At 60.5% G+C, this 12,800-nt stretch carries 11 protein-coding genes and 1 pseudogene; 5 read left to right on the top strand and 7 right to left on the bottom strand.

The features are described 5' to 3' along the window. On the bottom strand, positions 1-2,250 hold a 2,250-nt coding region (locus ABYM29_RS12295; protein WP_372865064.1), incomplete at its 3' end, for a CocE/NonD family hydrolase. A gap of 346 nt (positions 2,251-2,596) precedes the next feature. On the opposite strand from ABYM29_RS12295, the gene ABYM29_RS12290 reads away from it, so the two are divergent. Together ABYM29_RS12290 and ABYM29_RS12285 are read left to right on the top strand one after the other, a co-directional pair. After that, on the top strand, positions 2,597-3,052 hold the full coding sequence (locus tag ABYM29_RS12290; protein ID WP_372865063.1) for an SRPBCC family protein: 456 nt from the start codon (positions 2,597-2,599) through the stop codon (positions 3,050-3,052). A 116-nt stretch (positions 3,053-3,168) separates the two neighbouring features. After that, positions 3,169-3,648: pseudogene (locus tag ABYM29_RS12285) on the top strand (LysE family translocator); the annotation flags it as partial. Between the two features lie 84 nt (positions 3,649-3,732). Here ABYM29_RS12285 and ABYM29_RS12280 read toward each other — a convergent pair. Further along, a complete protein-coding gene (locus ABYM29_RS12280; RefSeq protein ID WP_372865062.1) occupies positions 3,733-4,440 on the bottom strand; it encodes a 16S rRNA (uracil(1498)-N(3))-methyltransferase in 708 nt (235 codons plus the stop codon). Then, on the bottom strand, positions 4,437-5,795 hold the full coding sequence (gene rimO, locus ABYM29_RS12275) for a 30S ribosomal protein S12 methylthiotransferase RimO (protein WP_372865061.1): 1,359 nt from the start codon (positions 5,793-5,795) through the stop codon (positions 4,437-4,439). The genes ABYM29_RS12280 and rimO overlap by 4 nt, the downstream gene beginning before the upstream one ends. Before the next feature lie 457 nt (positions 5,796-6,252). On the opposite strand from rimO, the gene ABYM29_RS12270 reads away from it, so the two are divergent. Both ABYM29_RS12270 and ABYM29_RS12265 read left to right on the top strand, forming a co-directional pair. Beyond that, entirely contained in the window at positions 6,253-6,936 is a 684-nt protein-coding gene (locus tag ABYM29_RS12270; RefSeq protein WP_372865060.1) for a haloacid dehalogenase type II, read from the top strand. Next, a complete protein-coding gene (locus ABYM29_RS12265; protein ID WP_372865059.1) occupies positions 6,933-7,670 on the top strand; it encodes a 2-keto-4-pentenoate hydratase in 738 nt (245 codons plus the stop codon). Before ABYM29_RS12270 ends, ABYM29_RS12265 begins: the two co-directional genes overlap by 4 nt. 19 nt (positions 7,671-7,689) lie before the next feature. On the opposite strand, the gene ABYM29_RS12260 is transcribed toward ABYM29_RS12265, so the two are convergent. From ABYM29_RS12260 to ABYM29_RS12245, 4 genes are all read right to left on the bottom strand, one after another. After that, entirely contained in the window at positions 7,690-8,196 is a 507-nt protein-coding gene (locus tag ABYM29_RS12260; protein WP_372865058.1) for a DUF2244 domain-containing protein, read from the bottom strand. A 406-nt stretch (positions 8,197-8,602) separates the two neighbouring features. Next, positions 8,603-10,882, bottom strand: a complete 2,280-nt coding sequence (locus ABYM29_RS12255; RefSeq protein ID WP_372865057.1) for a DUF6351 family protein — start codon at positions 10,880-10,882, stop codon at positions 8,603-8,605. A gap of 128 nt (positions 10,883-11,010) precedes the next feature. Next, positions 11,011-11,679 (bottom strand): RluA family pseudouridine synthase, encoded by a 669-nt coding sequence (locus ABYM29_RS12250; protein ID WP_372865056.1) that lies wholly within the window; start codon positions 11,677-11,679, stop codon positions 11,011-11,013. Between the two features lie 56 nt (positions 11,680-11,735). Then, positions 11,736-12,110 carry a cereblon family protein gene (locus tag ABYM29_RS12245; protein ID WP_372865055.1) on the bottom strand — a complete coding sequence of 125 codons (375 nt, stop codon included), beginning with the start codon at positions 12,108-12,110 and terminating at the stop codon, positions 11,736-11,738. Between the two features lie 120 nt (positions 12,111-12,230). On the opposite strand from ABYM29_RS12245, the gene ABYM29_RS12240 reads away from it, so the two are divergent. Continuing rightward, on the top strand, positions 12,231-12,800 hold a 570-nt coding region (locus ABYM29_RS12240; RefSeq protein ID WP_372865054.1), incomplete at its 3' end, for a methyltransferase.

Genomic DNA, 12,800 nt, shown 5'->3' with positions numbered 1-12,800 from the left:
GGTGGGGTATTGGCTGGGGTAGGAACCGTAAACCAGCTGCGCTAACTGGTCGCCAGCCTGCAGGCGATTCATTACGCCGACAAGGTCACGTTGGTACTCGCCAAAGCCGCGAAATGGTGTGACTTGGTTCATTAAGGGAAGGAATGGTGGCGGAGGCGGAGAGGCAATGTGAGCTTCGTTGGCCGTGGGAATAATGCCTAAGCCCACAAATAGAATGGGTTCACTAATGCTCTGCTCGGGCTGCTCTTCATACGCCGTCATGCTTAATGAGATAGTGGGCACGCCGGCAATCACTTCGCCATTGTCCAAGGCGGTATACAGCGGAATCACCGTAGGGACTTGGTTGGCCTCGTGGGCAATGATCGGTTGCAGCGGACTGCTAATGGCAATGGTGGTGCCGCCATAGGGAACCTCGCTCAGGGCGATGCCATCTGCACCAGTGCTGCCGAGGTTGAGACAGACCTTGGGAATCTCGTCGGCGGCGCCGTCTTCGAATTTCAGCTTTTCCCGGTACCAGTTTACGGTCACGGTATTGGCGTCCAGGCGGCCGCAGACGCTTTGTCCATCGCCACTGTTAATGCCGTGCCCCTTCGCTTTGGTGAACAGACGCACATCACCGCCCAGCTCCTTAAGGCAATTAAAGTTGTAATAGGCATCGTTGAAGTTAAACAGCGTATCCATGTGCGACTGGGTTAAGAAGGCGTCAATAGGGCGCAGGCTGCCATCGGCGGTAGTGTCGTTTTGATTGTTGCAGTGTGAGGCCAGACTGTGGCGGTAGAGCAGGGCGAGTTTGTCTTCAGCCAAAGTGTTTTCGGTCAGTCCGGTTTTTAGACCTTCGTTGACCTCGTCGTCTTGCTCACCGGCAAGATTACCACCGGCTGACAACACGCCGGCCCAGAAGGTCTTGAAGACATTACCCGAATACAGCGAGTAGCGCAGGTCGTGCCAGGTGATATCTGGGGCAATGGCATCGAGGCGGTGCTTGTCGTCAATGGCGTAAATCAAGTGCTGAAAGCCGCCGCCGTAGGAGCCGCCAACCGCGCCGATCAGCGGGTTGTTCATTTCGGTGGCTGGGGTCGGGCCGTTGTCAGCATAAGCCAATTGGCTCAGGTTTTCCTCGGCCCAGTCCAGTACCTGCAGCCAGTCCTTACCTTCCAAGTCGGGGTCGAGAATGCGGATGGTGCCGCCGGATTCGCCGTGGCCGCGCTCATCCAGACTCAGTACATAGAAACCGCTGTCGAGCAGTGATTTCAGCAAGCCGCCGCTGGGGCGCGAGGCCTGGCGGCTGCCGGAATAACCGTGGCTGTGCAGAATCAAGGGATAGGTCTTCTTGGAAGACAGCTGCGTCGGCTGGTGAAGCGTGAAGGCGATATTTGCGCCGTCGACATCAGAACTCAGATTCACGTTGTAGCTGATGCCGTCAGTAATGGTTGCCGGTGGGCAGCCATCGGCTTCCACGACGCTGCCAGCGGGTGAGTTGGGGCAGAGGTCGCTGTCATTGGCCACGCCGTCGCCGTCGTTGTCGCCGTTCTGGGCATTGCTGCAGCCATTGCTGTCGACACTGTCGGCCTCGTCGGTGTTGGCGCAGTTATCGTCGGCATTGCTAACACCGTCATTATCGTCGTCGAGTTGCGAGGCCGAGCAGCCCTGAACGTCGGCGGTTTCCTCACTGGGGGTCGCCGGGCACTGGTCCTGGCCGTTGCGCACGCCATCGCTATCGTCGTCGCGCTGGGCCTCGGCGCAGCCATTCTCGTCAATGATCGCGCCTGAGGGCGTCAGTGGACAGAGGTCGCTGTCATTGGCCACGCCGTCGCCGTCGTCATCGCCTTTTTGGGTGTTACTGCAACCATGGAGATCGACACTGGCCCCAGTCTCTGTCGCCGGGCAGCTGTCGGCGTCGTTGCTGACACCGTCGGCGTCGTCATCGAGTTGAGAGTCCGAGCAGCCATCGTCATTGACGGACTCGCCAGTGGGCGTTGCCGGGCAGCTGTCACCGGCATTGGCGATGCCGTCGCCGTCATCGTCTAGCTGCGTCTGCGCGCAGCCGTCGGCGTCGACCTCACTGCCGGCAGGGGTGCCGGCACACAGGTCTGCGCGGTTGCTAACGCCATCTTCATCGCTGTCGAGATTGGCGCTATTGTTGTTGTCGCTGGTGGTTGAGCTGGTGCCACCGCAGGCCGCGAGGGCGAAGACGAGTAGCAGTAGGGTTAGGGGTTTTCCCGTGGCGTGGAAAAGCGTGCGCAAGGTCATACTGTATTTCCGTGTTGTTGGCGTTATTTTTATTGCCCCGGGCTGATGATCGCCGTGGGCTTAGGGTGACTTCCTGTCGTGGCCGCCAGGCGACCCAGTGTTAAGCGCGGAAATGACCCCTTAAACGGTTGTTTAGTTTGTGCGCAGTGTGCGCAGTTGTCGCAAATCTGTCAATGCGTGTCATTGTTTGGCGGTATTGACGGGCTGGCGATGAGGGGCGGGCCGAGCGAGTTTCCCCGCGGTTTGTGTCGCCCTGCGCCGGGGTCCAGCCTACGCGTTTTGTGCGATGTGCTGGCGCTGGGCTTGCGTCAAGATACTTGCTCAGACAATTCACAGGAGGTGGGATATGGCTTCAATTGATGTGGTGGATAGCATTTGTATTCGCGCCCCAGCGGCTGAGGTGTTTAAGGTTGTGGCCGATTACCCGGCTATTGCGCAGTGGTTTCCGGTTTACCACTGCGAAATTGAAGGCGAGGGAGCCATTGCGCCAGGCAGTATCGTCGCCCACCGCTACGGTCGCCCGCCTTTTGTGTTGAGCCGCTTTCGCCGCCGTGTGGAGCGGATTGTGCCTGGAGAGTGCCTGGAGGAATCCTATATCGACGGCGATTTGCGCGGTAAGGGGGTGTGGCGCTTCGCTGAGCAAGACGGCGTGACTACGGCCAGTTACCACTGCCAAGTGAGTGCGCAGAGCTGGTTTGCCCGTTTGGGGTTTCGCCTGCAGGGCAGTCGTGCTCACAGTGCCGTTTACGAAAAATTGCTAGCCGCGCTCAAGTTGCGCTGCGAAACCGGGGGCAGCCGCTGATTCTAGCGAGGCGATGAGAGTCATGGCTGAGGCGGTGGACGTTGACGAGCAGAGCCGGTCGCGGCAGATGAGGTCAGCTAGCGACCTGCGCTGAAGGCGCCGGTTTGGCGCTGGCCATGCTTGGTTTGGTTGCATTGCCCAGCAGTAGCACATTGCTGGTGGCCGCCTGCAGCGCAGGGGGCGGCTTTGTTCACGGCGCGGCAGCGGCGCTGGGTATTATTATCGCAGATGTTCTGTTTGTGGTGTTGGCGATGCTGGGTATGAGCGCGCTGGCCCAGGGCTTTGGCAATGTGTTTGCGGTGGTGAAAATACTGGCCGCGCTGTATCTATTTTATATCGGCTGGCGCTTGTGGCGCGCTGCCTGGCGACCAGCAGCCAGGTCGCTGCCGGGCAGTGCCTTGGTCGGCGCAGTGATCACTTTGATGGATGTGAAGGCGGTGATTTTCTACGCCAGTCTGTTGCCGCTGTTTGTCGACCTATCGTCGCTGACCGTCGCTGGGGGCGCGGCGATTATTGCCATTACCCCGTGCTGTGTCGGTGGTGTGAAGTTGGTTTATGCCGCGTTGGCTCAGCTTTTGCGGCAACGTGGGCCCGGCCCGGGGGCACGCGCTCAAGTGCTGTCGGGGCTTGGCTTAATGGCCCTGTCAGCCGCGTTGTGCTTTCGCTATTTAAGGTGCAAATCAGCAAAAAAGCCGGCCAATAATACTGGGCACGGCGGTTTCCACTTTCAATATGCGTGGCCCCAGGCTAAAGCCCTGCATGCCGGCATCCTGCAGTTTGGTGACTTCATAGGGAATAAAGCCGCCCTCGGGGCCAATGGCCAACAACGCCTGTTGCCCGCCCAGTGTGGGCATAGCCGCGTCACTATAGGGGTGGGCGAGCAAGCCCTGGCGGTGCGTCAGCAGCGCGGGCAGACTGTCTTCGACAAAGGGTTTGAAACGCTTGGCGCGCGCCACTGTCGGCAGCTGGGTGTCGCCGCTCTGTTCCAAGCCTTCGAGCATGGCGGCGCGCAGGTGAGCGTCGTCGACCAACGGGCTTTGCCAGTAACTTTTATCTACCCGGTAGCTGTTCAGCAGAATGATGTGCTGTACACCCAGCTCGGTGGCGGCGCGCAGAATGCGCCGAGCCGCTTTGGGGCGCGGCAGGGCCAGCAGCAGGGTCAGGGGCAGTTTGGCCGGGGGTGGGCCGGTCAGTGCCACCTTCAGCTCAACGCGGTCGCCGATACTGAGAATGTCGGCGCTGCCGATATCGCCATTCAGCAGACCGCAGCGCAGTTGCTGGCCGACTTCGGCGCGCAGCACGCTGCGGATATGCACGGCGCGCTGGTCGCTGATCACTGCCGTATCACTGCCGGTAAAATCCGCCTCCTGCAGCAGCAGCAGGTTCATTGCGCCGGCTCGGCCCACAGGTCGTAGTCGTCGGCGCCGACAACATCGACCAACAGCGCGTCGCCGGGGCGCAGGTCAGTGATGCCGTCGAGGTAGACCTTGCCGTCGATTTCCGGGGCGTCGGCGTAGCAGCGGCCGATGGCGCCCTCGTCGTCAACGGTATCGATTAACACCTCAAGCTGCTGGCCAATGCGCTGCTGCAGCTTGGCGGCGGAGATGCGCTGCTGCACTTCCATAAAGCGCTCCCAGCGCTGCTGCTTGATGTCCTCGGGTACCGGGTCGGGCAGTTCGTTGGCGCTGGCGCCGTCCACTGGCGAATATTGAAAACAGCCGACGCGGTCGAGCTGGGCCTCTTCCAACCAGTCCAGCAGCAGTTGGAAGTCCTCTTCGGTTTCGCCGGGAAAGCCGACGATAAAGGTGGAGCGTATCACCAGGTCGGGGCAGATCTGCCGCCAGGCCTTGATGCGTTCCAGGGTTTTTTCTTGATTGCCGGGGCGCTTCATCAGCTTTAGTACCCGCGGGCTGGCGTGCTGGAAGGGGATGTCCAGGTAGGGCAGGATTTTGCCCTCGGCCATCAGCGGTATCACCTTGTCGACATGGGGGTAGGGGTAGACGTAATGCAGTCGCACCCATACCCCCAGTTCGCCCAGCGCTACCGCCAGATCCTGCATGCGCGTTTCCATTGCCTGGCCGTCGACAAAGTCCAATTTGTATTTGGTATCGACGCCGTAGGCGCTGGTGTCCTGGGAAATGACCAGCAACTCGCGACTGCCGGCGGCCACCAATTGCTTGGCCTCGTCAACCACCTCGGCCAAGGGGCGGCTGACGAGGTCGCCGCGCATGGCGGGAATAATGCAAAAACTGCAGCGGTGGTTGCAGCCCTCGGAAATTTTTAGGTAGGAATAGTGCTGCGGGGTGAGCTTGACCCCCTGCGGCGGCACCAAATCGCGGTGCGGCTGCTGGGCTTCCGGCGGACTATAGTCGTGCACCGCGCCCAATACCTCGTCGTAGGCGGCGGGCCCGCTGACGTTTAACACGCCGGGGTAGGCATGTTTAATGGCCTCGGCATCACTGCCCTTACCCATACAGCCGGTAACAATGACCTTGCCGTTTTCACTCATGGCCTCGCCGATGGCGTCCAGTGATTCCTGCTTGGCGCTGTCGATAAAGCCGCAGGTATTGACCACCACGACATCGGCGTCGTCATAGCTGGGTACCACTTGGTAGCCGTCGAGGCGCAGCTGGGTGAGGATGCGCTCGGAATCCACCAGTGCTTTAGGACAGCCGAGACTGACAAAGCCGACTTTGGGCGAGTTGCCGGTAGGGGATGATGGGGCTTTGTCGGAAGTGGCCATGTTTACCTCTCTGTTTTCGAGTTGCGCATTTTACCCGAATTGCTGCCAGACTGCTCTATAGCGCTGGCGTTGCGGTGCCGAGCCGGCTTGAGGGTGAATGCACCACGGTGAAAGAGAGCTTGGCGATTGCGGGGAGACCGTCACCCGGCCTGAAGTGCTGTGCCGGTGGCCACAGTGTTATAGGGTTTGGTCCGCCAGCTTGCGACAGCAGTGGTGATTGGGATAAGGCGGTTTATGGCCTTGACGCTGGACGTGCGCGGTTTAGCGGAGCTGGCCGTTTTCTGCTGCGGGGCGTCTTTGCTATGGTTAATACCGCATTGATTTGCGTTAAGCGCCGCCGCGAACCGGTAGTGGGTGTTCGGGAGTCTCTGCGGTGGGTGGCGAGGTGCGTCGTTGGTGAGCGCCTTGTGGATTATTTCGCGTCTGCTGATAAGGCAGCCGCCAGACGGGAGACGGTATGAGCCTAGTACTCGGTTTCGATGTGTATGGCACACTGGTCGACACCGATAGTGTGCGTCAGCGGCTCGTTGAGCTGATGGGGGATTTGGCGGGGGTATTTGCCGCGCGCTGGGGCGAAAAACAGCTGGAGTACAGTTTTCGGCGTGGCCTGATGCAGAACTACGCAGACTTTTCGCTGTGCCGTCGTCAAGCCCTGGACTATTGCTGTGAGCTTATGGCGCAGCCGCTGACGGAGGCAGAGCGTGAATCGCTGATGGCGGTATATCAATCGCTGCCCGCCTTTGATGAAGTGCCTGAGGTGCTGGCGCAATTGGCCGCGCAGGGGCATCGACTGTTTGCCTTTTCCAACGACAGTGCGGCGGCGGTCGCGGCGCTACTGGAGAGGGCAGGCATTGCCGAGTATTTCGAAGAGGTCGTCAGCGCTGAGGAGCAGCGTTCTTTCAAACCCAATCCCGCGGTCTACAGCTACTTTGTGCGTCGCGCGGCGGCGCAGGGGCGTCAGTGCTGGTTAATTTCGGGCAATGCCTTTGATGTGATTGGCGCCGCCAGCGCCGGCCTACAGACGGCTTGGGTGCAACGCAGTAGCGATACGGTGTTTGACCCTTGGGGAATTGAACCCACCGTTACCCTGTTGGCCTTGGATCAGCTGCCGGCGGCTTTGATAGAGAGCCAATTTAAATGAAGAGTCATCTTTTGTTGTTGGCGGCGCTGCTGCTGTCGGTGGGCGCGGTCGCCGAGGATAACTGGGCCGCCGCTTATGCTGAGCAAAATGCAGTTTTTGTCGCCCGCTATACGCATGCTCCCGCCGGCTTTAAGGCGGGTTTGACCAGCCGCGCGGCGCAGCAGCGCTTTGGCAGTGACCGCCCGGTGTACGGCAGCTTTGCGCCGGCTGCGCAGTTGCCCAATGCGGGCAGTTTGTCGCTGCGTGAATTTTCTCGTGGGATGGTCGAGCTGGAATTGGCCTTTCAGTTGCGACGAGAGATCCACGCACCGCTGGCGGATGTTGCCGAGCTGCGCCGGGAGGTGGCACGAGTAGCGCTGGCGATTGAGCTGCCAGATCTCGGTCAGTTGCCGGCCGGTGCCGATGCCTTGCAAATTGTGCGCAGCAATGTCGCTGCGCGGTATTTTGTGGTCGGTGACAGTGTGGCCCTTGATGACCGCGACATTGATCAGTTGGCGATGCGCTTGTTTCATCGCGATGCGCTGTTGGCAGAGGGTCGCAGTGGTGAGCTAGAGGGCGGCCAGTGGCAGGCCTTGTTGGCGCTGATTAACCAGCGCCTGGCGATGGGCTGGCGTTTGTCGGCAGAGCAGTGGTTGTTAACCGGGGCTATCGGCGGCATGAGGCCCTTGCAGGCGGGAGAATATCGCGGTGAGCTTGGCGGGACTGCGGGGGTGTCATTGCGGTTGGAGCATTGACGCTAAGCCGCTGTGCCACTCAGGCGTTGAGTTCGCCATTGGCTCCGAATTGGCGCAGTGGCAAGCCCAGCTGCCTGAGTGCGAGCAGTAACTTTTGGCAGTCGTCCTTGTTGAGAAAGGCGCCTAGGCGCAGGGTTTCGCCGTGGTGGCAGAGGTGAATTTCCAGAGGGGTCCAGGGGTGTTGTTGTTCGGTGACCAGAATACTGCTCTCGGTGCGCGGCCAGCACCGGCGATGTTCGGCGCAGAAGCGCCCAGTTTCCACGCGTAACTGATCGCCATTGATACTCACTATTTGCTGTATTTGCAGCCTGTCGAAAACCCTTCTTAGCAGATACCACAGCAGAAAAATTTCCAGGCCCATAAACGGCAGTATCAGCCAGGCGCCGACGGCTAAAAAACCACTGGCAATGATTAGGTTTACGGTGGCGACAGTCGTGATAATACGGCGGTTGCTCTGCCAGCTGGCAGAGCGGTTGGGCCGCAAAATTATACGCGAGCCGTCGTTGCAGCGTTCGGTGTCGACCATGGCCAGATTTCTCAAGGGCGTAGCCCTAGTCTAGTCCGGAAATCACGCCAGTCCACTTTGATTTTGCGTTGTCGTGCTTGTATAGCAGTTTGAAAGGCTGTTTTTCCGGACAAACGCGCGGCCGCTAGTCACGCTCGCCGTTTGGTGGGCTCAGACGCTGGTCGAACAACGGTTCCCGGGCGCCAGCCCCGCAGCCCCCCATGCGCAGCCGGTTTGTCGTTGGCCAGGCGGGCAGCCGTTGTATCGCTTTGTCGCGGGATCTGCGCCGTCTGCCTTCAAGTTCCTTGGTTTTTAAAAGGCCGGCCGCCAGCCGTCGTTGTCGGGCTGGCGGAAAGAGTGGCGTTTACGCTGTGCTTGCTCACTTGCTCACTTGCTCACTTGCTCACTTGCTCACTTGCTCACTTGCTCACTTGCTGCTGGTGATCGCGCTGAAGGGCGCGCTGGCCCAGCCTGCGGGTAAATCTGCCGCTGGCAGTGCCGCACCGCCAACGACCACATCGCCGCTGCCGTCTTGGTAGCTCAGCCAGGATGCCGTCTTGGTTTCCTCGCCTAAACCGGGTTGGCTGTAATCACACACGCCGTCGGCAAATAGGGTTTCCAAGGCTAGCCACTGGGCCTCTGACAGCGGCAGTGGGCCGTAGTCGTCGCTGCGCGAGAAGGGGCGCAATCGGCAGTCGTAGTTGGTCGCATAGTGGTCGGCACCGGCGACAGTGCGCGGTGTGCCGTAGGCATAGGGCGTGCGCAGCTGTTCCACACAGACCTCGTCGGCGACTTTGTGGCCCAGGCCGTCGCTGCACTGGTCGTGAATGTCCGCGGGTTTGTTGGCGACGATACGCGCGGCCAACGGCGCGGCGCTGGGGTCGGCTTCGATGGCCGCCAGCCAGCGATCCATTGCGAGCAGGCCCTGCTCAAAGTAGTAGGGGTCGCCGACCAGGGCCACGGGGCCCGCCCACATGACATGGTTGTCGTGATGGCCGTGTTCGCGGTCCAGGCGCCAGCGCGTCCACCAGGCGTGCACGGCGTCGTGGGCGGCGGCGGGGTCGGGACCAACGAAATTGATAATGGCGACTTTGTCGAGGTGGTTGCCGACATTGCCGGCGCCGCTGTGAAAGGCGGCCGCTATGGCGTTTTCATCGGCGCGGCTGCGCTCTATCTGGGGCTGCATGTCGAAGTCAAAGCCGCCGATTTTGACATTCAAGTCGACAAACTGTGCCGGGGTAATTTGGCCCGCTTGCAGGGTCTGCAAGCCGTATTGAATCCCCTTGTTTCCGGCGGGTACCTTGGTGACTTCGATTTGTCGATCGCCGCTCTTGGCGGTCAGCCACTGGGTTCCCCAGATATGGCGATACCACTCAATGGCGCCGCAGCGCACGCCGTCGGGATTGTCCTGGGGGTGGTAGCTGTCGTCGCCAAGGCAGCCGCCGGCGGTATTCACTGCGGGCTTGTACAGCAGCTCGTCCATGGCAACCGCATTGGCATGGCTGATATGCCCTTCAACCAGCCCGAATTGGTGGGGCGACCACAGGGCGTCGCTCGCCCATTCGCTGGGCGTTTCGAAATAGCGGCGCATCAGGTTGTAATCGGCGGCTTGTACGGCCGGCGAAATGCTGTCGGGATAGGCGCAGGTGGGCAGCAGTCCCTGGTAAATACCCGGGTAGGCATTGGCGACCGTTTGCTGGGCAATCGCACCGCCGGAACAACCGGTGCCAATGGTGTAGCGCAGCTCGCCATACTGCTCGATCAGCCGCTCCTTGGCCATCATCATCGATTCGGCCTGCAGCACCACGTCGCAGTTGTGGCCGTTGTTATTCAGCGCCGTAGACATGACGGCGAAACCGCGTCCCAGCGCGGTGACATAGCTGTGCTCGGGGCCGCCAGGCAGGCCGCCGAAGGCATCGGTCAGCGGTGGCTGGCCGGGGCTAAACGACATGCCGCAATTGGCGCCGTGGGGAATCAGCAGCTTGCGATTCCACTGCGATTGCGGCTGCCAGGCGGTCCAGTCTTCGCCCACTTTAAACAGCTGCAAAATACTGTAGCGGTCGCGATCCTGAAAGCCGTCTTCGCGGCGCACAATAAAGGGCAGGGTTTCGCCTTGGTCGGTGGTGGTGGTGGCGATGTCGCTGGGCATGCCGGCGTCGGGGTCGAAGGCGATCAAGCCGGGTTGCAGTGTATTAGTGGATTTGTAGAAGTAGCGGTATTGCACGTCGATATTGCAGTCCTGCTGGGCGCTTGGCTGGCCCGCGGCGCAGGTCTCCCAGTCATCCAGGCGGTGCTGGCCGGCGGAGAACACCGGGCCAAAATTGGGGTGGTTGCGAATGACGGCGTCGGCGCTGCCGCTGCTGTCGCGGACCTGCAATGTGTTGTCGCCCAGAGCCAGGCCGGTAATGAGCCCGATAATGCGGCCATTGTCGCGGCGCGCCAGTTGCTCGGAGATATCGACACCATTGAGGGAGAGCTGTGGTGTGGAGCTGTCGTCTTCGGTGACAATTTCAATAAGGGCATCGCCACCGCTGATCAGGTCGGCGCGATTGGATAATACGATAATTTTGGCGCTGCCGTTATCCGTATCGGGCTCTGTATTGGCGCCGTCGGTTTGTTTGTTGGCGTTGGAGCTGGAGTTTGAGTTACAGGCGGCGAGGGTGGCGGCCAGGATCATGGCCAATAGCGAAAGCGTCAAGCGTGACATGAGCTATCTCCGGGGTAATGGCTGGAAAGAACTTGCGCCCTAGCCGGGGAGTCAGCGGGCTCGCAAAGATATGGGAGCGCCGCGCAATACTGGGTGTTATAGGTGGTGAGCGCGGCGAGGTAACAGGACTATAACGGGAAAGGCGCTGGGCAGTCAAAGCTCAGGGGGGCGCCACTGACGGGGTGGCGCAGCCCCAGGGCGCTGGCGTGCAGCAGTAACCGAGGCGCGGCGCGGCGGGCATGGCGATCTGCATAGAATTCGCAGCCGAGAATTGGGTGGCCCAGGCTGGCGCAGTGTACCCGCAGTTGGTGGGAGCGGCCGGTATGTGGGCTAAGTAGCAGACTGCTGCGTTCGGCGTCGCGGCGCAGGCAGCGGTAGTGGGTTTGTGCGCTTTTGCCGTGACCGAAGTTAATGTGTTGGCGAGGGCGTCGCGGCCAGTCACAGGCCAGCGGTAAATCGATAATGCCCTGGTCGCCGCGGACTTCGCCGGCAACGACTGCGTGGTAGTGTTTGGTAATTTCGCGGCGTTCAAATTGCTGGCTGAGCCGGCGGTGGCTGTCTTTGCTCAGCGCGATCAACATTAATCCCGATGTGGCCATGTCCAGCCGGTGGACGATGCGCGCCTCATTAAACTGCTGTTGCAGGCGGCTGATAAGGCTGTCTTTGTTGGCGGGGTGGCGGCCGGGTACGGACAGCAGGCCGGCGGGCTTGTTGACCGCCAGCAGGGCGTCGTCGCGGTAAAGGATTTCCACTGGCGCGGTGCAGCGGGGAACGATAAATTCACTGGACTCAGACACGGTGGGCTCGGCTGTCATTGATGCGGTGAATTATGGGCCATGCTCTGGTGCGGCGTCTAGCGGCTGACGACGCCATCGATCAGCGCAAAAAAGCACTCGGCGCGGCTGTTTTCGTAATACCAGCCGAGGTGGGCGCCGCAGTCGCTGCAGTGGGCGTACTGCCAGGAAAAGCCGCTGAACCAGCTGTGCTGCGGGCTGGCTTCACCGCAGATGTCGGCGCCGGGGGCCGACGCAAAGCAGCAGACCTCGTATACTACCGCCGCCGGATTGATAAAGCGGTGAAGGTGGCTGCCGTTGAGCCGCACCCGGGCATTTTCGTAACTGATCGGATTGCGGCATTCGCTGCAATAAAGGTAGTCCTCGGGCTCGGCCTCGTTGAGGTCGGCCACCCAGTGCGAGAGGCGCTGGTCGCCTAGGTGATGGCTCATCATCGTCTGGGCCCTCGCTATCGCTTCACATGTGCAGCGCAGTAGGGGGGCGATTGTCTGCCGCCCTTATTGCACGGCTTTATGGGGTTATTTTTAAGCCCTCTAGGTATTTAAGCAAGTATTATGGTGACATTTGAAACCCTGCAGTCGCGCATGCGCGACTACCTTCCCCACGCGATACTCTCCCGCCAGACACTGCCCCTGGCGCCGGAATTGCGTCTGTGGTTGTTAGACGAAAGCTATCCGCAGCACCTGCTCGATGGCGAGCAAATTCAACGCATTATGAATTATCCGGCCTATTGGTGTTTTTGTTGGGCCAGTGGCCAGGTGATGGCGCGCTACCTGTTGGATAACCCCGAGTTGGTGCGCGGTAAGCGGGTGCTGGATTTTGGCTGTGGCTCGGCGGTGGCGGCGATCGCGGCGGCGCGCGCCGGTGCGGCTGCGGTGGTCGCCTGTGATTTGGATGCCGACGCCCTGGCGGTCAGTGCTCTGAATGCCGAGTTGAACGGCGTTGAGCTGGACTACAGCATTGATTTTTTCGCCGACAATCAGCGCTACGATGTCATTCTGGTGGCGGATGTACTCTACGATCGCGCCAATTTACCGCTGTTAGAGCAGTTTTTACGGCGCGCCGATGCGGTGTTGGTCGCCGACTCTCGAGTGAAAGATTTCTCGGTGGCGGGCTATCGGCAT

The sequence above is a fragment of the Spongiibacter sp. genome, assembly GCF_041602295.1.
Classification (GTDB): Bacteria; Pseudomonadota; Gammaproteobacteria; order Pseudomonadales; family Spongiibacteraceae; genus Spongiibacter.
The sequence above is the reverse complement of the archived record's forward strand: the minus strand, read 5'-3'. Positions and strand labels throughout refer to the sequence as shown.

What these genes read in the sequence shown, in the direction of transcription:
- ABYM29_RS12265 (WP_372865059.1), top strand. Translation starts at nt 6,933, where the DNA reads ATGAAGAGTCATCTTTTGTTGTTGGCGGCGCTGCTGCTGTCGGTGGGC.
- ABYM29_RS12245 (WP_372865055.1), bottom strand. Translation starts at nt 12,110, where the DNA reads ATGATGAGCCATCACCTAGGCGACCAGCGCCTCTCGCACTGGGTGGCC.
- ABYM29_RS12260 (WP_372865058.1), bottom strand. Translation starts at nt 8,196, where the DNA reads ATGGTCGACACCGAACGCTGCAACGACGGCTCGCGTATAATTTTGCGG.
- rimO (WP_372865061.1), bottom strand. Translation starts at nt 5,795, where the DNA reads ATGGCCACTTCCGACAAAGCCCCATCATCCCCTACCGGCAACTCGCCC.
- ABYM29_RS12255 (WP_372865057.1), bottom strand. Translation starts at nt 10,882, where the DNA reads ATGTCACGCTTGACGCTTTCGCTATTGGCCATGATCCTGGCCGCCACC.
- ABYM29_RS12270 (WP_372865060.1), top strand. Translation starts at nt 6,253, where the DNA reads ATGAGCCTAGTACTCGGTTTCGATGTGTATGGCACACTGGTCGACACC.
- ABYM29_RS12290 (WP_372865063.1), top strand. Translation starts at nt 2,597, where the DNA reads ATGGCTTCAATTGATGTGGTGGATAGCATTTGTATTCGCGCCCCAGCG.
- ABYM29_RS12280 (WP_372865062.1), bottom strand. Translation starts at nt 4,440, where the DNA reads ATGAACCTGCTGCTGCTGCAGGAGGCGGATTTTACCGGCAGTGATACG.